This is a genomic window from Allobosea sp. CRIB-10 (genome assembly GCF_900112185.1).
Taxonomy (GTDB): domain Bacteria; phylum Pseudomonadota; class Alphaproteobacteria; order Rhizobiales; family Beijerinckiaceae; genus Allobosea.
This window is the reverse complement of the sequence record NZ_FOKP01000012.1, coordinates 118,241-138,540: the sequence shown is the minus strand read 5'-3', so window position 1 is coordinate 138,540 and position 20,300 is coordinate 118,241. Positions and strand designations below refer to the sequence as shown.

Here is a 20,300-nt window from a genome sequence, read left to right as displayed (position 1 = left end):
TCAGCCCAGATAGATGACGGGCAAGATCAGGAGCCAGATCAGATCGACCAGATGCCAGACCGTGGCAACTGTTGCGACCTGGCGGGGAGCCGGGCGCCATGCGACGACCAGAAGCAGCGCCCCGACGAACAGCACGTGCGCGAGATGGAAGCCGGTAATGAGCCAGTAGAGTTCGGGCAGGCGGCCGTCCATGGCGGCGAGCGTCGGTAGTTCATAGCCGAAGGATACAATTTTCAGCGCGCAGAAGGCGAAGCCGCCCATCGCCGCAGCGACAAGGTTCGGTCGTGGGTTGTGCCCAAATGTGGCACGAGTTGCGAAGCAGCCGCTGGTGAGCAGCGTCGCGGTGGCGATGCCGGCGAGAGGCAGGTCGAGCGCGCGATGCAGGACTGCCAGCGCCGACGGATCGATTACGCCCATGATCAGGAAGGCGCCGAGCAACGCGCCGAAGATGATGAACTCGCTCCAGACGAGGATCCAAAGCAGCAATTCCATGCCGCCTTCGGGCTCGGGCGCCGGTCGTGCGTCGTCCAGACTGCGGCTGCGTAGCGCGACGTTCATACCGGCAGCAGCCGATGCAGGGCCGCTGGCAGCCAGCCGCGCCAGCCGTTCTCCCTGACGAGGCGGAAGCCGAGATTGTCAGGCGGAGTGCCGGCTGAGCAGCCGCCGCTCTTCGGATTGCGGATGAAGGACGTCATCATCGCGCGATGCTGGCCCTCGACGACGTAGACGCCGCAGTTGGTGGTCTCGCCGATCTTGTGACCAGCGGCGTCCAGAGCGACGCGGCGCAGGCAGCTGTGCGTCCACTCCCAGACATTGCCGGCTATGTCGTGCACGCCGTGTTCATTGGCCCCGAAGCTGCCGATTGGGCGCGGGGTGGGAGTTCGCGCGGCCTTGCGGTTGGCCTCGCGCTCGTAGTCGGCGAGCCAGCGCAGAGCCGGGTTGTTGACCTCGGGATCGAGGCCTTTCGCGTCGTCAACGAAGCGCGAGCCGGCCGCATGCGCCCATTCCTGGTCGCTCGGCAAGCGCCAGACCGTACCGATCTGGCGCGACAGCCAAGCCGCATAATCGGTAGCGTCGCCATGGCTGACGCCGGTCACTGGGAGGTCGCCGCGCGCCGCCAGGCTGTCCAGGCGTTTGCAAGCGCCGGCGGCAACGCAGCGGGCGTAATCGGCCGCAGTGACCTGATAGCGCATGATTTCGAGCGGCCGGTCGATCCGGAGCGCGACGCGTGGGGCATCTACCGGCCGACCGGCCCGGCTGTACTCGCCGTCGAGGTGATGCAGCAGCGTGGCAGGCGGTACAGTGACCGTTTGCGGCAACGGGAAGGTCGGCACCGGCCGTTGCGCGGGGGCCGCCAGCAGGAGGGCGGTGGCGCCCACCATGAACAGCAGGCCGAGCGAGGTGGTCAACGCCGGCAAAGAAGGACGCAGCGTCGCGACCATGATGATCGTCCCTTCTCGGAGAGGGGCGCCTCCCACCCGGCGGCGGGAGGCGAGATGGTGGCCTAGATGGCGGCGGGGCCGACGAGCTGCTTCATCAGATCGTCGTTCCACTCACCCTCGACCTTGAAATGTCCGGCTGCGCCGAGTTCGAAGGCCTCGATCAGGTTGTGGTTGACATAGGCGTAGATGCCAGGCTGCAGGAAGGTGTAGAGCGCCGCGCCCGCACAACCGCCGGGAATGAACCAGGTTTCGAGGTCGCGCTCCGGCGGGTTGCGGAACTTGCCCGTCGCCCAGACATAGTCGCCGTGGCCGCCGATCAGATGCGGGCGGGTGTCACGGTTGGCTTGTGAGTGCATGATCAGCACCGTTTCGCCGACCTTGGCAGTCAGGGCATTCTTGCCGGTGAGCCCGCCGACCTTGCCGTTGAAGACGACGTGCGTCGGGGTCAGCGTCCGCATCGCCTTCTGCACGTCCTCATGCGCCTCGCCGGGGCTGGCGTAACGCTTGAACTTGCCGTTTTCGTCGCGCGGGATGTAGAAGTCCTGCTCGCCGACGTAATAGGCCTTGTCGTATTTCAAAGACTTGCCCTGATGGTCCTTCAGTCCATCGCGCGGCAGCACTGCGATCGCACCGTTCATGCCGGCGGTGACGTGCCAGGGCACCATGCCCTCGGGCGCGCAGTGATAGACGAAGACCCCCGGCCGAGTTGCCTTCCACCGCAGGACGACCCTTTCGCCAGGGTTGACCTGGGTCAGCGCGCCGCCGCCGAGCGCGCCCGTCGCCGAATGGAAGTCGATGTTGTGCAATAGCTCGTTGGTATCGGCGTTGATCAGCGTGAGTTCGACATAGTCGCCCTCATGCACGACCATCATCGGGCCGGGGACCGTACCGTTAAAAGTAAAGGCGAAGGTTTCGGTGCCGGTGTCGTCGATGACGATCTTCTTCTCGCGGATCGTCATCTCGAACTCGACCACTTTGGGTCCGCCAGTGACGATCTGCTCGTGAGCGTGCACGAAAGGGGGATCAACCAGCGTCGGCTTTACTCGTGGCAGCTTGGCGACATCGGCGGCAGAGGCCTTGTCCATGACCGCCTGCGCCTGGGCCGGCGCCGTGGCCGCTTGGACTATTGCCCCAGTGGCCGCCGCTCCGGCCAGAATGCTGCGGCGGGTCAGGTTGAGCTCTTCGCCCATGACTTGTCTCCTTGCCGAACGACCGGTGAATGACCGGCCATGAAGACTTTAGGGCAAGGGCGATTCTGATCTTTGTTGCAGCACAACATCTTTGGCGATCTTTGCTGCTTATTCGGCGGCGATCATCCCCGGCTGCCAGGCCGGCTCGTAGGTCAGAGCCACCACGACGCCCGTGACGCCCTCCACGGCTCCGGCAGCCATCGCCACGGCTTCCTTTAGAAAACCAGTCAGCGGACAACCACGGGTCGTTGTGGTCATGGTGATGGCGATCGCTCCGCCCGGCATGGCCGTGATTGCGTAGATCAGACCGAGATCGACGACGCTGCGACCCATTTCCGGGTCGAGCACGTCGCGCAGCGCGATCTCGACCAGGCGCTCCAGATTCGCGCTCATGGTCAATGCCCTTCGCTGCCGCCGTGGCGGATGAGCAGTCTGTATGTCGTGCCGGACGCGTCGAAATTGCCGGCCCATTCGTGCTGGCGCTTCGCCAGTTCGGGGAAGAGGAAGACCGGCTCGCGCGCCAGGAGGGCGAATAGCACATCCCCCTGCTGCAGTTCTTCCAGTGTTTCCAGGATGCGTACCATCGGTTCCGGCGGCTCCAGATCGCAGAGGTCGAGCTCCTGGATGGGGGCGCCCCAGAATACGGCGGAGGAACTGCTGCCGATCGCGACCTCCTCGCTTTCCGCGTCCGTCGCCAAGGGCGAGAAGATCACTTCCCAGTCGCCGCCGCCAAGATCGCGGTCGTTTGCAGCGAAGCCGCGATTGGCCATCACGGAGAACAGCGGCACCGGTCTGAACGGCGCGATGAGGCGTAGGCACTGGCCCGGCGCCAGGGCACTCACGGCGTCCATGATCGCCTGGAACGGCTCCTCGCCGGCCCGCAGCATCGGTCGGACGTCAAGCTCGCGGGCTGGCAACGCGTCGGTGGTCGGCATGGGAGGAACTCCTTTCATCGGCTCGGGCCAGCAGCAGCCGCGGGCGTTCATGCACTGGCGGGCGGTCGCCGACCCTGATCTCGGATAGCAGGCGCACGCGGACCAGTTCGGTGACGATCCCGGCGGTTCCCACCAGGCAGGACAACATGGCCCATCGGAAGCCCGTGGCAAAACCGCCAGCAAGCATGGTCACACCCAGTGCGACCCCGGCATAGTAGAACAGGAACCACCAGCCGGTGCGCGGCATCGCCACCAGATCCCCGACTCGTGGTGCCGGGCCACGCCCGAGCCGCGACGCATAGGTTCCGAGCCAGGTCATGAAGGATACGATCTTCACGAGCTGGGCGAGCGTCAGGCCGCCGAGCCAGCCGAAAGCCAGCAGGAAGGCGAGCGCCGCGACGATGCCTTCCCCCGCACCGGCCGCGATGGCGACCGGTAGCAGCGCGATGCCGAGCCCGAGCGAGGCGAAGGCCGGAATGCTGGCGAGCATGTTGATTTCGAGCGCCTTGCGCCGGCGCGTGCGATAAAGAGCGAGTATGTCCCGGCCATAGAAGGCGCTCGCGAGCGCCAGTACGCTGAGCGCCGTCGTGATGAAGGCGCCCCCGGGCTGCAAACCGGCAAGCGGGGCGACAAGCCCGGAGAATCCAAGCCCGAGCGCCAACCCGGCGGAGACGAGCACCGTGCGGACCCGGTGTGGCGCCGGATCCGGAGCCAGCATGAACATCACCAAGAGCCGATAGCTTGTGCCGAAGGCGATGAGCCCGAGCCAGCCGCCGAAGCCGAGAAGTGCATGGAAGGGCAGGCCGTCCGGCAGCAGGGACAGCGCGTCCAACCAGCCCCCGCGACCGGATAGGATCGCGGCGAAGGCCGAGCCGCTCAGCGCCGTGGCGGCGAGGCAGGCGAGGCCGATGAGGATGAAGCGGGAAAAGAGCCCGACCGGTCGCGCACTCAGGAGCGTCGCGAGCAGCATCAGCCCAAGCAGGGCAAAGCCGATGAGCAGGGTTGCCGCCGCCAGTGGTAGCAGGTCCAGCGGCCCGTCGAACCAACCGGCGAGCACGGCGAATCCCGAGCAGAGCAGGAACAGCCCGGCGACGAGGGCCGCGAGTGCGGGCAGCGCAAGGTGCGGGAAAGCAAGGGGGCGCGAGACCAGAACAGGGACGAACTGGAGCAGGGCCCCCGCCATGGCGAGGCTGAGCCAGCCGATCGCCACGAGATGGACGAGGATGAGCGTTGCAGGCTCGGTGAGGCCGGCGGCAGGATAGCCAAGCCCGGCGACGGCTAGGACTTCGGCCGCGATCAGGAAGGCGAGCGCTGCCGCGAAATAGCTCATCGTCCAGCGGGACAGCGATGCCAGTAGCATGGCTGCGGTCTCCCGGTGTGGCGGCTTCAGTGGCCGCAGGTGCAGGAATGGCCTTCGTCGTGGCCACCGCAATCGGCAGTATCGGCCTGTGCATCGGCGTCGTTGCGGCCGATCTCGACCTGCCAGATCTCGGGCCCCTGCACGACGTAGGTCCAGGAATAAGTGCCGGGATAGCGCGCCTCCATCTGACGCCGCAGCGGAGCGGGGTCATGATCGTTGACGATGCTGAAGGCGTCGCCTGGAGCCAGCCGCTCCAGGATGCCGAAGATCGTGGCATGGCGTACGACCGGCGGGATCGCGCGCACGTCGAGTGGTTCGAGAGGCTGGATGGTCATGGCTTTCGGCTCCGGTTGCGACCCTGCTGCGGGCTGATGTCCAGCCTAGCGGACGCGCTCTGGCGGCAATTTGCCGAAGCGCAAACAGCGCGCCGCTGTCCGCCTCATTGTTCCAGGAAAAGGATGACCGCGATGGCGAGCGACATCAGCACGGCTGCGGCGACGCCGCCCTTCTGCAGAACGCCCATACGATAGAGCAGCAGCGCCATCACGATGATGGCGGGCGTGGCGACGGCAAGGCCCATCTGAGCATCGGTCATGACGATCTCCTCAGGCAGCCAGCACGCGATAGATCGCCGGCAGCGCGGCCGGTAGGCGGTCGAGCCGGGACACCACGGCATGGCCGTTGCGGCCGAAGAGGTGCGGGATGTAGGCGCGCGACTCGCGGTCGACCGTGACGGCGAAGACGCAGATGCCGGCACGGCGCGCCTCGATCACCGCCATGCGCGTGTCCTCCATGGCGAAGCGGCCTTCGTAGTGGTCGATGTCGTTCGGCTTGCCGTCGGTCAGCACGAGCAGGAGTTTGCGGCGGTCCGGCCTCGCCTTGAGCCCTGCCGCAGCGTGGCGGATGGCGGCGCCGATGCGGGTGTAGTGGCCGGGCTTAAGCGCAGCGATGCGCGCCTCCACCGCCGGTCCCATCACCTCGTCGAAGCGTTTGACCGTTTCGATCCGAACCCAGTCGCGCCGGCGCGAGGTGAAGGTCATGATCTCATGATGGTCGCCACAGGCGGCTAGCCCGTGGGCGAAGACCGTCAATGCCTGTTTCTCGACATCGAGGACGCGCAAATCATCGAACCAGGAATCGGTCGAAAGCGAGACGTCCATCAGCGTCGTCACTGCAAGGTCGTGCGCCTGCGGCCGTGACGCAAGATGGATGCGGTCGCTGCCGGAACCGCCGGCGGCGAGGTCGGCCTGGCGGCGCACCACCGCGTCGAGGTCGAGATCGGGGCCGTCGATCTGACCGCGCTGCGGTTCGCGCTGCGGGCGCAGCGCTTCGAACTGGCGGCGAACATGGCGCACCAGCGCGCGCGTCGCGGCGTCCTGCGCCGGAGGGTCGAGCTCCTGCCGGGCCGTGGCGGCAAGGACGCGGCAATGGTCTTCGCGGTAGCAGGCGCTGCGGAAATCCCATTCCGGGTAGGTCAGTGCGCCGGTGAGTGTCGTTTCGTCCATCGCTTCCGGCGGCAGGTCCAGATCGAAGCGGAAGCGCGAGGCCGGGCGGCCCTTGCGCTCGCTCAGCACCATGTCATCGAGCTCGTCGGCTGCCTCAGGATCGTGCTCCTCGCTGTCGTCGGAGGGGCGGTCGACCGCCACCATCTCCGACATCGCCAGGATCTTCTCGAAACGATTGAGGATAAAGGGGCTGCGCTCCCGCCACTCTTCGGCCGTCTCGTCGCGGCTCGCCGCATAGGCTTTCATCTGCTCCTCGACCTTCGCCAAGGCCGGCGGCGGCTGGTCGTCGTCACGCCGGCGCTTGCGGGCGGGAGTGGCCGCGCTGGCCAGCGGCCAGAGCGGAACGCCGAGAGCAGGCAGATAGCCAGGGGGTGCCTTGGTTATCCAATCTCCGGCGGCGATGTCGGCGGCCCCGCCGCCTAACAGCGTGCGGATCATGGCTTCCACCCTGGCTTCAGTCGCGGGCAGCCCCTTGCGATGACGGCTCGCGAGCAAAGCCGCGGCCAGTCGGCGATAGACCGGGACGAGGCCAGGAAAGGCGGCGAGGACCCTCGAGATCAGCTGCTGCGCAGCTCCAATGAGCGCGAGGTCGCGCTGCAGAGGGTCGTTCTCCGTCACCGGCCGGGGCGGCATCGCGGCCATGCACGCGGCGAGCCAGACATAGAGATCGCGGTTGAGGCCGGTCTCCGGGAACAATGAGATCTGCGCCGGAAGCTGCAGGCTGTCCGGCGTGCGCAGTGCCTGCGACAATCTTTCCTCGCCGAGGCCGACGCGCTGGCGCAGGTTGAGCCGGTGCCCGGCAGCGCGCTCGCGCGCCGGGACGATCCTGACACCGGCCTCGCCGCCGAAGCCGCGGAAGCAGACCGCGAGCGTCGTCGCCATGCTCGCCAGCGTCACCGCCGCCTGCGGATGATGCGGCAGGCTCGCGGTGTCGCCGACCAGCCGGTGCCAGAAGCGCCCGACCGTCTCTTCCAGCTCAAGAAAGTCCAGCATCGCAAGCCTCCTAGGCGAGGACCGCGCGGGCGACCTCGACCAGTCCGGCTCGAACCTCCGGCTCGTCGGTCAGGGGTTCGATGATCGCAGCGATCACGGCCTCCTGCCGAGGCAGGCCGGCCGCGATCAGGCTCGCGGCATAGACGACGAGGCGGGTCGAGACGCCTTCCTCGATATCCTGCCCCTTGAGCGTGCGCAGCCGCCGGGCGAGGTCGACCAGCGGAGCGACAGCGGCCTCGTCGAGCCCGCTTTCCTGCGCCACCACGGCGATCTCCGCCTCGCGAGGCAGGAAGTCGAAGCTGATCGAGACGAAGCGCTGGCGGGTCGACGGCTTCAGGTTCTTGAGCAGGTTCTGGTAGCCGGGATTGTAGGAAACCGCGATCATAAAGGAGGGCGGCGCGGTGAGCAGCTCGCCGGTGCGCTCCAACGGCAGGATGCGTCGGTCGTCGGTCAGCGGGTGCAGCACCACCGCGACGTCTTTGCGGGCCTCGACGATCTCGTCGAGGTAGCACAGTCCGCCTTCGCGCACGGCCCGCGTCAGCGGTCCGTCGACCCAGACGGTGTCGCCACCCTTGAGCAGATGGCGGCCGGTCAGGTCGGCGGCTGAGAGATCGTCGTGGCAAGCGACAGTGAAGAGCGGCAGGCCCAATTGCGCCGCCATATGGGTGATGAAGCGGGTCTTGCCTGAGCCGGTCGGCCCCTTGAGCAGCAGCGGCAGGCGCCGCTCCCACGCCTTCTCGAACAGGAAGCGCTCATTGCCGGAGGCGGTGTAGGCCGGGATGTCGACCAAGTCGGCCGAGGGCATTTCGACGGGTAGGCGCGGAATCATGTTCATCTGGAACGTCCTTGACACAGATGCGAGCGGCAGCCCGCCGGCCGAAGCCGCCGGGCCCAAGGGCGTCATTCCGCCGGCAGGGCGAGCGCGACCTGTTCGGCCCGGCGTTCACGGCTGGGCACCAGCACAGCCCAGATGAACATCAGCGCCGAGATCACCACCGCGATTCCCGACCCGAGCCTGATCCAGTAGAACAGGGCGAGGTGCTCCTGCACGTCCATGTAGGACTGGCCCATCACGCGCTGAAGGTGGATCTGGATCACGCCCGCAAATGTGAGGGCGAAGGTCATCACGATCATTGCCGAGCACATAATCCAGAAGCTAGCGATCGACAGCCACTGGTTGTACGGCGCGCGGCCCTTCAGCTCGGGAATGGCATAGGCCATGACCGCCAAGTTCAGCATCACATAGGCGCCGAAGAAGGCTAGGTGGCCATGCGCGGCGGTGAGCTGCGTGCCGTGCGAATAGTAGTTGACGAAGGACAGCGTGTTCAGGAAGCCCCAGACGCCGGCGCCGATGAATGCCATGACCGAGCAGCCGACTGACCACAGCAGTGCAGCACGGTTGGGATGGTTGCGCCCAGCCTTCCTGGTCAAATGGACGGTGAAGAGGATCATCGAGAAGAAGGGAGCGACCTCCAGCGTCGAGAACAGCGAGCCGATCCACTGCCAGTATCCCGGCGCGCCGATCCAGTAATAGTGGTGGCCAGTGCCGAGGATGCCGGAGAACAGGGCGAGTCCGACGATGACGTAGAGCCACTTCTCGACGACTTCGCGGTCGACGCCGTTCAGCTTGATCATCAGGAAGGCCAGCACCGAGGCCATGATCAGCTCCCAAACGCCCTCCACCCAGAGATGGATGACGTACCACCAATACATCTTGTCTAGCGCCAGGTTGGCCGGGTTGTAGAAGGCGAAGAGGAAGAAGATCGCCAGCCCCCACAGACCGAAGAGGAGGACGTTCGTGACCGTGGTCTTGCGACCCTTGAGAGAGGTCATGGTGATATTGAACAGGAAGATCAGGGCGACGACGACGATGCCAACCTTGATCGCGAACGGTTGCTCAAGGAATTCCCGCCCCTCATGGATGCGAAAGAGGTAACCGGCGACAGCGACGGCAGCCGCGATAAAGAACAGCCAGAACTGGATGACCGCGAGCCGGCGGCTGTAGAGTTCGGTCTGCGCCTCCTCCGGAAGCAGATAGTAGGTCGCGCCCATGAAGCCGAGCAGCAGCCACACCACTAGCGCATTGGTGTGGATCATACGCACGATGTTGAAGGGCAGAAGCTCCGACAGCGTGTTGGGCAGCACATAGATCAACCCCGCCACCAGCCCGAAGGCGACCTGCGCCATGAACAGGGCGAGCGCCCCGTAGAAGTAGAGCATCGCGACGTTCTGGGTCTGGTATCTCGTTGTATTGTAGCCTGGCATGGCTCTCTCCTGTCGCGAGGTCTCAGCCGGCATCGTTCGGCGGCCAGTTTTGGGTCTTGATCCGGCTTGTCCATTCGAGGAAGTCGGCCAGATCCTTGAGTTCCTGCTCGGTCAGGTTGAATTGCGGCATCTGACGCCGGCCTTCGATTCCGGTCGGCTGGGCCGCCATCCAGGCCTTCAGACTTTCGCGTGCCCCAGCTGGGTCCTTGTCGCCGCCATAGCGCTTCCAGACATTGCCGAGTTCGGGCGCGAAATAGGCACCTTCGCCGAGGAGCGTGTGGCAGTTGATGCAGGAGTTGCGCTCCCAGACATGTTTGCCGCGGGCCACTGCTGGGGTCAGCGTCGACTCGTCGGTGGATTTCGTCCGCATGAACCAGTGGCTGTGGGCGGTGAGCCCCACGAAGATGGCGAAGAAGAAGATCGATCCGCCGTAGAAGACATTTCGCGCTCCCGCCTTTGTCAGACGTTCGACCATACGTTTCCCCTCCCTTGCGAGTGCTCGCGGCGAAGCCGGTGTCCCAGCTTGAATCCCCGCCGACGAGGCAGGGAACCCGCTGTTAGCGGGGCGCTCGAAACGCTTCTTTGCGAATTGGCAAAGTGGGTGAAGACACGCTAGCGCCGTTGCCCCCAGGGGCTCACGTCGGCCTCTGGGTCAGTTGCCAGGCGGATTAGCGCAGGAACGTCGCGAACCAGAAGCGTTCGCCTGCCGCCGGCGATCACACCCTGCCTCTTCCAACGCACTAGAATGCGCGACGCACTATGAAGCGTTGTTCCAGTAAGGGCAGCCACGTCGTGCCGGGAAACCGGAAATGCGATTCGCACCCCGTCTGCCTCCCGCCGTCCGGCTCGGTCGATAAGGCGAAGAACTGCAAGCGCGACCCGCCGAGGAACGTCGAGGCAGGCCATTTCCACGAAACGCTCCTGTAGGTCAAAGAGTCGTTTTTCGAGAATGTGATTCACACTGAGGGTTAAGCCCGGGATCTCATTTTGAAGTTCTCGCCAGATCGCTATCGGCCAAACGGCAAGTTTGCTCTCGCGCAAGGCGATGGCAGACGCCGGGCGACGAATTTCATGCGTCACGCCGAGACCGAAAGGCTCGCCGGGATCGACGAAGCCCAAGATTACGATTTCCCCACTGCTGGCTGTCCGCACAAGCTTGAGGTGCCCTGAGAGGCTAAGAAAGCAGTGGTTCGTTGGGTCTCCCTCTGAGAAGGCTGGCTGGCCCGCTGCCACGATCTTTGGCGACGATGCGGTCGCGATTAGTTTTCTTTCTTGGGCTGAGAGGGTTGCGAAAGCCGGGAAAGGGCTGAGCATCGCCATATTCATGATCACAAGAAATCCGGATCGCCCTCACCGCTGCTGCGGCGACGTCGAGCCATCCAATACCGGGTGTTCGCGCGGCCTTATTTGCACTGCGTCAAATATGGCGCAGAAAAGCAGGCCGGTGGCTCGGCTTTGGGTGGACAAACCCGGCCGGGAATCTATTTTCCTTTCTCGATCTCTAATCTGGCGACGGCGCGATTCGTAAACGCCCCCGCGCGCGAAAGGACGAGAGATGACGACCGAGACTGCAGGAGCGAGGGGCCCGGAAACCGCTTCGGAAAAGCCGACGAGACGAGCCGAGTTCCTGGCTTTCCTAACCTTGGCGGTGCTGATCTGGCCCATCGTCGCGGTCGGCATCGTGGGCGGTTATGGCTTTCTGGTATGGATGAGCCAGATCGTTCTCGGTCCGCCCGGGCCTCCACATTGAGGTCGGCCATGGAACGCACCGCTATCAATCGCGGCCGCCGTAACCTCCTGACAGGCCGGCGCCTCTCATTGCCCGACAGGGTTCGCCCGCCGTGGTCCCGCGCCGGGTCGATCGCTGCGGCTTGTAGCGGGTGCGGCGCTTGTGTGCCCGCCTGCCCGCAGCACATCATCGCACTCGACGAGTCCGGCCGGCCTGCCCTCGATTTCACGGGGAACGAGTGCAGCTTCTGCGGCGCCTGTGCCGATGCCTGCCCCGAGCCGGTCTTTGACCGCGCCATCGCCGCCTTCGACCATGTGGCGACGATCGGTCCGGCATGCTTCGCCAGTCGCGGCATCGTCTGCCAGAGCTGCGGCGATGCCTGCCCGGAAAGCGCGATCCGCTTCCGCTCGCGGCTCGGCGGTCCTGCCTTGCCGGAGCTGGCAGCCGATCGTTGCATTGGTTGTGGCGCTTGCATGGCCGCCTGCCCGGCGCAGGCCGTTGCCGTTTCCCCCCGCGTCGCGGAGGCCGCCCATGGCTGAGCGACCGGCCCAGCGCTTCCATCATATTTCGAGCGCCGTCGTCTCGGCCCTGCCGGCGCAGGTCAACGCCGTGCTCGCCCGCATCCGCAAGCTGCCCGAGACGGAGGTGCACCGGGTCGAGAACGGCAAGATCGTGATCGTGCTGGAAGGTTCTAGCACGGGCGTAATCGGCGATCGGCTCGCCACAATCGGCCTGATCGACGGCGTGCTCTCGGCCAACATGGTGTTCGAGCAGATCGAAGACCTCGCAGACCTCGACGACCCTGGAGTAGAGCCATGACCCTGACCCGTCGCGAGATGCTGAAGGCGCAGGCGGCCGGTGTTGCCGCGCTCGCCGCCAATATGAGCGTTCCGGCCGAGGCTCAGCCGGTTTCCGGCGGCGTCGACGCTCTGCAGATCAAATGGTCGAAGGCGCCGTGCCGCTTCTGCGGGACCGGTTGCGGCGTCATGGTCGGCGTCAAGGAGGGCAAGGTCATTGCCACCCATGGCGACATGAAGGCCGAGGTCAATCGCGGCCTCAACTGCATCAAGGGCTATTTCCTCTCCAAGATCATGTACGGCGCCGACCGGCTGACCCAGCCTTTGCTACGCAAGAAGAATGGCGCCTACGCCAAGGACGGCGAGTTCACGCCGGTTTCCTGGGAGGAGGCCTTCGACACCATGGCCGCCAAAGCCAAGGAGACGCTGAAGGCAAAGGGGCCAACCGCGCTCGGCATGTTTGGCTCCGGCCAGTGGACGATCTTCGAGGGCTATGCCGCGACCAAGCTGATGCGAGCCGGCTTCCGCTCCAACAATCTCGACCCCAATGCCCGCCACTGCATGGCCTCGGCCGCCTACGCCTTCATGCGCACCTTCGGCATGGACGAGCCGATGGGCTGCTATGACGACTTCGAGCATGCCGACGCCTTCGTGCTCTGGGGCTCGAACATGGCGGAGATGCACCCGATCCTCTGGACGCGGCTGACCGACCGTCGTCTTGGGCATCCGCATGTGAAGGTCGCTGTGCTCTCGACCTTCACCCATCGCAGTTCCGACCTCGCCGACATCCCGATCGTGTTCAAGCCGGGCACGGACCTGGCCATCCTGAACTACATCGCCAACCACATCATCACGACCGGGCGGGTGAACAAGGACTTCGTCGACAAGCACACCACCTTCGTAAAAGGCGCGACCGAGATCGGCTACGGCCTGCGGCCGGACGATCCGCGCGAGGTAAAAGCACGCAAGGCTGCCGACGTCACCGCAACGACGCCGATCGATTTTGCGGCCTTCGCCGCCTTCGTGAAGGATTACACGCTGGAGAAGGTCTCGGCCCTGACTGGAGTCGAAACCGGCTTCCTGGAGCAACTCGCCGAGCTTTACGCCGACCCGAAGCGCAAGGTGATGTCGCTCTGGACGATGGGCTTCAACCAGCATGTGCGGGGCGTCTGGGCCAACCAGATGGTCTACAATCTGCATCTGCTCACCGGGAAAATCTCCGAGCCCGGCAACAGCCCGTTCTCGCTGACCGGGCAGCCCTCGGCCTGCGGCACGGCGCGCGAGGTCGGCACCTTCGCCCATCGCCTGCCCGCCGACATGACGGTGACCAACCCCGAGCACCGCAAGCACGCCGAGGAGATCTGGCGCATCCCGCACGGCATCATCCCGGAAAAGCCGGGCTATCATGCCGTCGAGCAAGATCGGATGCTCAAGGACGGCAAGCTCAATTTCTACTGGATCCAGGTCAACAACAACCTGCAGGCCTCGCCCAACAACAGCAACGAAGCCTATCCGGGCTATCGCAACCCCGACAACTTCATCGTCGTCTCCGACGCCTATCCGACCGTGACTGCGATGGCGGCCGACCTGATCCTGCCTGCGGCGATGTGGGTCGAGAAAGAGGGCGCCTATGGCAATGCCGAGCGGCGGACCCATGTCTGGCACCAACTCGTCAACGCACCTGGCGAAGCGCGTTCCGATCTCTGGCAACTGATGGAATTCTCCAAGCGGTTCACCACCGACGAGGTCTGGCCGGCCGAGATTCTGAACGCCAATCCGAACTTCCGCGGCAAGAGCCTGTTCGACGTGCTCTACCGCAACGGGCAAGTCGACCGCTTTGGGCTTTCCGAGATGGACCCGGGCTACGAGAATCGCGAGGCCAAGCAGTTCGGCTTCTATGTGCAGAAGGGTCTGTTCGAGGAATACGCCGCTTTCGGCCGCGGCCACGGCCATGATCTCGGACCCTATGATCTCTACCACGAGGTGCGCGGGCTGCGCTGGCCGGTGGTCGATGGCAAGGAGACGCTCTGGCGCTATCGCGAGGGTCTCGACCCCTATGTGAAGCCCGGCAAGGGCGTCGAGTTCTACGGCAACAAGGACGGCAAGGCCCGCATCATCGCGGTGCCCTACGAACCGCCGGCTGAGAGCCCCGACGGCGAATACGATCTTTGGCTGGTCACGGGCCGTGTGCTGGAGCACTGGCATTCCGGCTCGATGACCATGCGGGTGCCGGAGCTCTACAAGGCGTTTCCGGGCGCACGCTGCTTCATGCATCCGGAGGATGCCCGCAAGCGCGGGCTCAACCAGGGCGCCGAAGTCCGCATCATCTCCCGGCGTGGCGAGATGCGCACCCGCGTCGAGACGCGCGGGCGCAACCGCATGCCGCCGGGCGTGGTCTTCGTCCCGTGGTTCGACGCGAGCCAGCTGATCAACAAGACGACGCTGGACGCGACCGATCCGATCTCCAAACAGACGGATTTCAAGAAATGCGCGGTCAAGATCCTCTCGGTCACCGCCTGATGCGCGCGCCGACCGTCCTTGGGGCTGCGCTCGCGGCCTGCCTCGTCCTCGCCTTCGGCGCAGCCCTCTCGCAAGAGGGCGCGTCAGTCAAGAATGTGCCACGGCTCACCGGCACGCCGCAGCCGATGACGCTGGAGCGGGTGCCGGCGCTCGGCCGGCCGGTGGTCGACGATGTCAGGCGCATGCGCAACTACCCGGAACAGCCGCCGGTCATTCCGCATGCGATCGACGGCTATCAGCTGACGCTCAACACCAATCGCTGCATGGATTGCCACAAGCGCGAGTTCACTGAAGGCTCGGGTGCGCCGATGATCAGCATCACCCATTTCCAGGACCGGGACGGGCAGGTGCTCTCCGACGTGACGCCGCGGCGCTATTTCTGCACTGCCTGCCATGTCCAGCAAACTGACGTGCCGCCGCTCGTGCCGAACCTGTTCCAGGACGCCAAAGATGTCGGCCGGAAGCCGTAGCGGGGCGAGATGATGGCCAGGCTCAAATCATTCGTGCTGTGGTGCTGGGGCGTCGTCGTGCGCTTCTGGCGCATCATCAGCCGGCCGAGCGCCTATCTGCCGCTCGGCTTCCTGACGCTGGGCGGCTTCGTCTGCGGCGTGCTCTTCTGGGGCGGCTTCAACACTGCACTCGAGGTTACCAACACCGAGAAGTTCTGCACCTCCTGTCACGAGATGCGCGACAACGTCTATCAGGAGCTGCAGCAGACGGTGCACTTCTCCAACCGCTCGGGCGTGCGCGCGAGCTGCCCGGACTGCCATGTGCCGCACAACTGGACGGACAAGATCGCCCGCAAAATGCAGGCGTCGAAGGAGGTCTGGGGCAAGATCTTCGGCACGATCTCGACGCGCGAGAAGTTCCTCGACATGCGGCTCGAGCTCGCCAAGCACGAATGGTCCAGGCTGAAGGCCAACGACTCGCTCGAATGCCGCAACTGCCATTCTTCCGTGGCGATGGACTTCACCAAGCAGACGCGCCGGGCAGCCGATATTCACAGCCGCTTCCTGACCACGGGCGAGAAGACCTGCATCGACTGCCACAAGGGCATCGCCCATCTCCTGCCGAACATGACCGGGATCGAGCCGGGCTGGAAGGAGGCACCAGAACTGCAAGGCAAGGGCAGCGCATCCTGGCACGGGCCGGAGCGAGCCTTGCAGTCTTATCTCGCCAGTATCGAGGCACGCTGACCGGGAATGACAGAAGGTGCTCCGCATAAGCCTGGCACGGCTCGATCAACCGGGCTCTGATCCAAATCAATGTTTGAATGCGCCTCCGGCTCGATACTCTCATCATGAGTCACCAGCATGGGAACCTAGGGCCGAGCCGTGGCCCCTTCCAGAACGACGGTTCCGTGCCTCAGCCAGGCATTGAGGCCGCCAGAGGCGTTCAGAGGCTTTTCCTGCCATTTGTGGCGATCCTCTGGCTCGGCCTGCTGCTCGGCGTCTCGTTTCTGGCGACGCCGGTCAAGTTCGAGGCCGTTTCGCTCGCTCTTCCGGTAGCGCTCGATGTCGGGCGCGTCACCTTCGCGCTACTCGCCAAGGTGGAATGGCTGTTCACCGCGACTATCGTAGTCGCCATCCTGCTATCGCCGCCGCCGCGCCTGCTGCGCTGGTCCTGTTTTGGAGCGTTGACGCTGGTCCTGCTCGTCCAGGCGCTCTGGCTGCTGCCGGCGCTGGATGCGCGCGTCGCCGCAATTCTCGCCGGGGGCGCGGTGGCGCCCACTAACCACCACCTTCTTTACGTCGTTGCGGAACTTGCCAAGGCGCTGGCGCTGCTGACACTGTCGGGCGAGGCGCTATGGAGCCTCTCTGGGCGAAACGCCGGTTGCGGCCGATCTGCTCCTGCATCTGTCGCCTCACTCCCGTCCGATCCGGCGGCGCTCCGCTTCCAGGGGAATTGACCAGATGATATCAGCGCTCACCCTGGCGGAACGCCAACTCGCAATCGCAGTCTCGTTGCTGCTCGCCCTGTGCGGCCTGGCGATGGCGATCGCCGGGCGCGACGACTTGCTGGGCGTTCACGGCGCCATCGTCCTTCTCTTCGGGATTGGCGGCATATTCCTGGTGCTGTCGAAATATTTCGAGCCGGAGCCGTCGGATGAGCGCCTGACCCGCTATTACGACGACCCGACCAAGGTCGGCATCGTGCTCTCCCTTGCTTGGGCGGTCGTCGGCATGTTCTTCGGCGTCTGGGTCGCGGCGCTGCTGGCCTGGCCGGACCTGACCTTCGACGCGGGCTGGGCGAGTTTCGGCAGGATCAGGCCGGTCCATACCTCGGGCGTGATCTTCGGCTTCGGCGGCAATGCGCTGATCGCCACCTCCTTCCATGTCCTGCAGCGCACCTCGCGGGCTCGCTTGCCCGACCAGTTCAGCCCGTGGTTCGTGCTGATCGGCTACAACCTGTTCTGCGTGATCGCCGCCAGCGGCTATCTGATGGGACTGACCCAGTCCAAAGAATATGCCGAGCCGGAATGGTACGCCGACCTGTGGCTGGTCGTTGTTTGGGTGACCTATTTTCTGATCTACATCCGCACGCTGCAGCGGCGCAAGGAACCGCACATCTACGTCGCTAACTGGTACTACATGGCCTTCATCCTGGTCGTGGCGGTGCTGCACATCGTCAACAACCTCGCCCTCCCGATCTCGCTCGGCAGCGCCAAGAGCTACACGGTCTATTCCGGCGTCCAGGATGCGATGGTGCAGTGGTGGTACGGCCACAACGCCGTCGCCTTCTTCCTGACCGCCGGCTTCCTCGGGATGATGTACTACTACCTGCCAAAGCGGGCGGGGCGGCCGATCTTCTCCTACAGGCTGTCGATCATCAGCTTCTGGGGCATCACCTTCATGTACATGTGGGCGGGCTCGCACCACTTGCACTACACGGCCCTGCCGCAATGGGTGCAGACACTCGGCATGACCTTCTCGGTGGTGCTGCTGGTGCCGTCCTGGGCCTCTGCCGGCAACGCGCTCGCGACGCTCAATGGCGCTTGGCACAAGGTCCGCGACGATGCGACGCTGCGCTTCATGATGGTCGCCGCCGTCTTCTACGGCCTGTCGACCTTCGAGGGTTCGTTCATGGCGATCCGCGCCGTCAACTCGCTGTCGCACTACACCGACTGGACAGTCGGCCATGTCCACGCCGGGGCGCTCGGCTGGGTGGCGATGATCACCTTCGGCTCGATCTACGCGCTCGTGCCGTGGATGTGGAAGGTCAAGCAGATCTATTCGCCCAAGCTGGTCGAGGTCCACTTCTGGCTCGCGCTGTCGGGGACCATCATCTACGTCTTCGCGATGTGGAACTCGGGCATCATCCAGGGCCTGATGTGGCGCACCTATAACGACAGCGGCACCCTCGCCTATTCGTTCATCGACAGCCTTGTCGCGATGCATCCCTACTACATCGCGCGCACCGTCGGCGGGCTGTTGTTCCTAATCGGCGCGATCGTGGCCTCCTACAATGTCTGGATGACGATCCGGATGGCGCGCTCGCAGGCCCCGGAGCACGCCGCCGAGGCGGACATACCGGCCGGCACAGCCCTGCAGCCGGGAGAGTGAGCGCCATGCCGAATTTCCACCGCAAGCTCGAACGCAGCGCCATCGGTTTCGTGCTCGCTATCATCGGCGTCTCCGCGATCGGCGGCTTCGTCGAGATCGCCCCGCTCTTCACCATCCAGGAGACGGTCGAGAAGGCGCCCGACATGCGCGTCTATACGCCGCTCGAAACGGCCGGACGTAACATCTACATTCGCGAAGGCTGCTATGCCTGCCATAGCCAGATGATCCGCACCCTGCGCGACGAGGTCGAGCGCTACGGGCCCTATTCACTGGCGGTCGAATCTCAATACGACAAGCCGATGCTGTGGGGCTCCAAGCGCACAGGCCCGGACCTCGCCAGGGTGGGCGGCAAGTATTCCGACCAATGGCATGTCGCGCATCTGATCAATCCACGCGCCGTCGTCCCGCAATCGGTCATGCCGAAATATGGCTGGCTCATGCGCACCGAGCTCAACACGGCCGACCTTGGCCAGCACCTCGCAGCTCAACGCAAGCTCGGCGTGCCCTATACCGAAACCCAGATCGCCAATGCCAGTGCCGACGCCTATGGCCAGGCCAGTCCCGACAGCCCCTATGCCGGTGGCGTCGGCGAGCGCTATGGCGAGGCGACAAATGTCCGCGCCTTCGACGGTGAGCCCGGGCGCCTGACGGAGATGGACGCGCTGGTCGCCTATCTGCAGGTGCTCGGCAAGCTGACCGATGCCGCCCACAAGCAGACCGCCGCCACGGGGAAATGAGCCGATGGGCCTCGATCACCAGACGCTGGTCGCCTTCGCCAAGAGCTGGGGGCTGTTCTACCTGATCGCCCTCGCGATCGGTGTGCTGATCTACGCCTTCTGGCCTTCGAATCGAAAGCGCTTCGACCGCGCCAAGAAGAGCATTCTCGACAAGGACGACAGACCGGGGGATTGAGCGATGGACCATGCTGAACGCGATCCCGTCACGGGGCGGATGACGACCGGCCATGAATGGAACGGAATCGAGGAGCTGGACACGCCGGTCCCGCGCGTAGTCCTGTTCTTCCTCGCGGCCGCGACGCTGTTCGCGATCGGCTACTGGCTGCTGATGCCGGCCTGGCCACTGGGTTGGACCTACACCAAGGGGCTGCTGGGCATCGACCAGCGTCAGGTCGTGACGCAGCAGGTGCAGGAGGCGGCGGCGGAGCGCGCGAGCTGGACGAGCCGGATCGAGCAGACCTCCTTCGCCGAGATCGCCGCCGATCCGGCGCTGATGCGTCATGTTCGTGACACGGGTCGCACCCTCTTCGCTGACAATTGCGGCGTCTGCCACGGCACCGACGGCAAGGGCGGGCCGGGCTATCCCAATCTCGCCTCCGGCGCCTGGCTCTGGGGCGGCGACCCCGAAACCATCGCGCAGACGATCCGCGTCGGCATCAATTCGACGAGCAAGGATACGCGCGCCGCGCAGATGTTGGCCTTCGGGCGCGACGGCGTGCTCGACCGCGCCCAGGTGCTTGCTGTTACCGCCTACGCCCGCTCGCTCTCGGGGCAAACGCTGTTGGAAGCCGAGCAGGCGCGCCTGCCGGCCGGCAAAGAGGTCTTCGCCGCGAATTGCGTCGCTTGCCACGGAACGGAGGGCAAGGGCATGCGCGATCTCGGCGCACCCGACCTGACCGACACCGTTTGGACCTATGGCGGCGACGCGCAGTCCGTCTACGCCAGCATCCATTCGGGACGTCAGGGGCACATGCCACATTGGGAGGGCCGGTTGTCCGCGGCCGAGATTAAGCTGCTCGCGCTCTATGTCGGCACGCTCAAGGAGGGTGCGCGATGAGCGCCCCGGCCGATCGCGCCCCCGGCAGCAGTCACAAGAGGAAGGGGCGGCTCCTCGCCTGGCTGCTGGCGACCGGCGTCGTGGCGCTGCTCCTCCTCGCCAATGCACATCTGGTCTATGTCGCCGTCGGGTCGCAGCCCGATTGCGTGCCGCATGAGAAAGCAGCGGGTTCCGGTATGTTCCGGGCCGCCCGCTCGGCCTGCTGAA

25 protein-coding genes are annotated in these 20,300 nt (G+C 65.1%); 12 read left to right on the top strand and 13 right to left on the bottom strand.

Going from position 1 to position 20,300, the window contains the following annotated elements:
- The 13 genes from BMZ69_RS16510 to BMZ69_RS16450 all read right to left on the bottom strand — a co-directional run bounded on the left by BMZ69_RS16510 (position 1) and on the right by BMZ69_RS16450 (position 11,004).
- Entirely contained in the window at positions 1 to 558 is a 558-nt protein-coding gene (locus BMZ69_RS16510) for a cytochrome c oxidase subunit 3 family protein (protein WP_139219075.1), read from the bottom strand.
- Positions 555 to 1,442 carry an SUMF1/EgtB/PvdO family nonheme iron enzyme gene (locus BMZ69_RS16505; RefSeq protein WP_244543401.1) on the bottom strand — a complete coding sequence of 296 codons (888 nt, stop codon included), beginning with the start codon at positions 1,440 to 1,442 and terminating at the stop codon, positions 555 to 557. The genes BMZ69_RS16510 and BMZ69_RS16505 overlap by 4 nt, the downstream gene beginning before the upstream one ends.
- Positions 1,443 to 1,504: 62 nt before the next feature.
- Positions 1,505 to 2,632, bottom strand: a complete 1,128-nt coding sequence (gene nirK, locus BMZ69_RS16500) for a copper-containing nitrite reductase (protein WP_092158479.1) — start codon at positions 2,630 to 2,632, stop codon at positions 1,505 to 1,507.
- Positions 2,633 to 2,740: 108 nt separating this feature from the next.
- Positions 2,741 to 3,025, bottom strand: coding sequence for a metal-sulfur cluster assembly factor (locus tag BMZ69_RS16495; protein WP_092158477.1), 285 nt, complete (start codon positions 3,023 to 3,025; stop codon positions 2,741 to 2,743).
- 2 nt (positions 3,026 to 3,027) lie between these two features.
- Positions 3,028 to 3,567 (bottom strand): DUF2249 domain-containing protein, encoded by a 540-nt coding sequence (locus BMZ69_RS16490; protein ID WP_092158475.1) that lies wholly within the window; start codon positions 3,565 to 3,567, stop codon positions 3,028 to 3,030.
- Positions 3,530 to 4,927 carry a hypothetical protein gene (locus BMZ69_RS16485; protein WP_092158474.1) on the bottom strand — a complete coding sequence of 466 codons (1,398 nt, stop codon included), beginning with the start codon at positions 4,925 to 4,927 and terminating at the stop codon, positions 3,530 to 3,532. Before BMZ69_RS16485 ends, BMZ69_RS16490 begins: the two co-directional genes overlap by 38 nt.
- 26 nt (positions 4,928 to 4,953) lie before the next feature.
- Complete coding sequence (locus BMZ69_RS16480; RefSeq protein ID WP_092158473.1) at positions 4,954 to 5,262, bottom strand: DUF2249 domain-containing protein; 309 nt, start codon at positions 5,260 to 5,262, stop codon at positions 4,954 to 4,956.
- Between the two features lie 104 nt (positions 5,263 to 5,366).
- Entirely contained in the window at positions 5,367 to 5,522 is a 156-nt protein-coding gene (locus BMZ69_RS31620) for a hypothetical protein (protein WP_092158472.1), read from the bottom strand.
- 10 nt (positions 5,523 to 5,532) lie between these two features.
- Positions 5,533 to 7,425 (bottom strand): nitric oxide reductase activation protein NorD, encoded by a 1,893-nt coding sequence (locus tag BMZ69_RS16470; RefSeq protein ID WP_092158471.1) that lies wholly within the window; start codon positions 7,423 to 7,425, stop codon positions 5,533 to 5,535.
- Positions 7,426 to 7,435: 10 nt separating this feature from the next.
- Entirely contained in the window at positions 7,436 to 8,230 is a 795-nt protein-coding gene (locus BMZ69_RS16465; protein ID WP_092158548.1) for a CbbQ/NirQ/NorQ/GpvN family protein, read from the bottom strand.
- Between the two features lie 95 nt (positions 8,231 to 8,325).
- Entirely contained in the window at positions 8,326 to 9,690 is a 1,365-nt protein-coding gene (locus BMZ69_RS16460; RefSeq protein ID WP_092158470.1) for a cbb3-type cytochrome c oxidase subunit I, read from the bottom strand.
- Between the two features lie 22 nt (positions 9,691 to 9,712).
- Complete coding sequence (locus BMZ69_RS16455; protein ID WP_092158469.1) at positions 9,713 to 10,165, bottom strand: c-type cytochrome; 453 nt, start codon at positions 10,163 to 10,165, stop codon at positions 9,713 to 9,715.
- Positions 10,166 to 10,302: 137 nt separating this feature from the next.
- The gene (locus BMZ69_RS16450) at positions 10,303 to 11,004 is read right to left on the bottom strand and encodes a Crp/Fnr family transcriptional regulator (protein ID WP_244543407.1); all 702 of its coding nucleotides are present in this window, start codon (positions 11,002 to 11,004) and stop codon (positions 10,303 to 10,305) included.
- Positions 11,005 to 11,245: 241 nt separating this feature from the next.
- Between BMZ69_RS16450 and napE the strand changes: the two genes are divergently transcribed.
- The 12 genes from napE (at position 11,246) to BMZ69_RS16390 (ending at position 20,299) form a co-directional block, all read left to right on the top strand.
- Entirely contained in the window at positions 11,246 to 11,440 is a 195-nt protein-coding gene (gene napE / locus BMZ69_RS16445) for a periplasmic nitrate reductase, NapE protein (RefSeq protein ID WP_092158467.1), read from the top strand.
- Positions 11,395 to 11,958: a ferredoxin-type protein NapF gene (gene napF, locus BMZ69_RS16440; RefSeq protein ID WP_348272478.1), complete on the top strand. Its 564-nt coding sequence runs from the start codon at positions 11,395 to 11,397 to the stop codon at positions 11,956 to 11,958. Before napE ends, napF begins: the two co-directional genes overlap by 46 nt.
- Positions 11,951 to 12,238 (top strand): chaperone NapD, encoded by a 288-nt coding sequence (locus BMZ69_RS16435; RefSeq protein WP_092158463.1) that lies wholly within the window; start codon positions 11,951 to 11,953, stop codon positions 12,236 to 12,238. Before napF ends, BMZ69_RS16435 begins: the two co-directional genes overlap by 8 nt.
- The gene (gene napA / locus BMZ69_RS16430) at positions 12,235 to 14,736 is read left to right on the top strand and encodes a periplasmic nitrate reductase subunit alpha (RefSeq protein ID WP_092158461.1); all 2,502 of its coding nucleotides are present in this window, start codon (positions 12,235 to 12,237) and stop codon (positions 14,734 to 14,736) included. The genes BMZ69_RS16435 and napA overlap by 4 nt, the downstream gene beginning before the upstream one ends.
- Complete coding sequence (locus BMZ69_RS16425; protein WP_092158459.1) at positions 14,703 to 15,206, top strand: nitrate reductase cytochrome c-type subunit; 504 nt, start codon at positions 14,703 to 14,705, stop codon at positions 15,204 to 15,206. The genes napA and BMZ69_RS16425 overlap by 34 nt, the downstream gene beginning before the upstream one ends.
- Before the next feature lie 12 nt (positions 15,207 to 15,218).
- Positions 15,219 to 15,932, top strand: a complete 714-nt coding sequence (locus BMZ69_RS16420; RefSeq protein ID WP_092158546.1) for a cytochrome c3 family protein — start codon at positions 15,219 to 15,221, stop codon at positions 15,930 to 15,932.
- 221 nt (positions 15,933 to 16,153) lie between these two features.
- Complete coding sequence (locus BMZ69_RS16415; protein ID WP_175506831.1) at positions 16,154 to 16,645, top strand: hypothetical protein; 492 nt, start codon at positions 16,154 to 16,156, stop codon at positions 16,643 to 16,645.
- A 4-nt stretch (positions 16,646 to 16,649) separates the two neighbouring features.
- A complete protein-coding gene (gene ccoN, locus BMZ69_RS16410; RefSeq protein ID WP_092158457.1) occupies positions 16,650 to 18,299 on the top strand; it encodes a cytochrome-c oxidase, cbb3-type subunit I in 1,650 nt (549 codons plus the stop codon).
- A gap of 5 nt (positions 18,300 to 18,304) precedes the next feature.
- A complete protein-coding gene (gene ccoO / locus BMZ69_RS16405) occupies positions 18,305 to 19,036 on the top strand; it encodes a cytochrome-c oxidase, cbb3-type subunit II (RefSeq protein ID WP_092158455.1) in 732 nt (243 codons plus the stop codon).
- A 4-nt stretch (positions 19,037 to 19,040) separates the two neighbouring features.
- Entirely contained in the window at positions 19,041 to 19,211 is a 171-nt protein-coding gene (locus BMZ69_RS16400) for a cbb3-type cytochrome c oxidase subunit 3 (protein WP_092158453.1), read from the top strand.
- A gap of 3 nt (positions 19,212 to 19,214) precedes the next feature.
- Positions 19,215 to 20,093: a cytochrome-c oxidase, cbb3-type subunit III gene (gene ccoP / locus BMZ69_RS16395; protein ID WP_092158451.1), complete on the top strand. Its 879-nt coding sequence runs from the start codon at positions 19,215 to 19,217 to the stop codon at positions 20,091 to 20,093.
- A complete protein-coding gene (locus BMZ69_RS16390) occupies positions 20,090 to 20,299 on the top strand; it encodes a hypothetical protein (RefSeq protein ID WP_092158449.1) in 210 nt (69 codons plus the stop codon). Before ccoP ends, BMZ69_RS16390 begins: the two co-directional genes overlap by 4 nt.
- Position 20,300 lies beyond the last annotated feature (1 nt).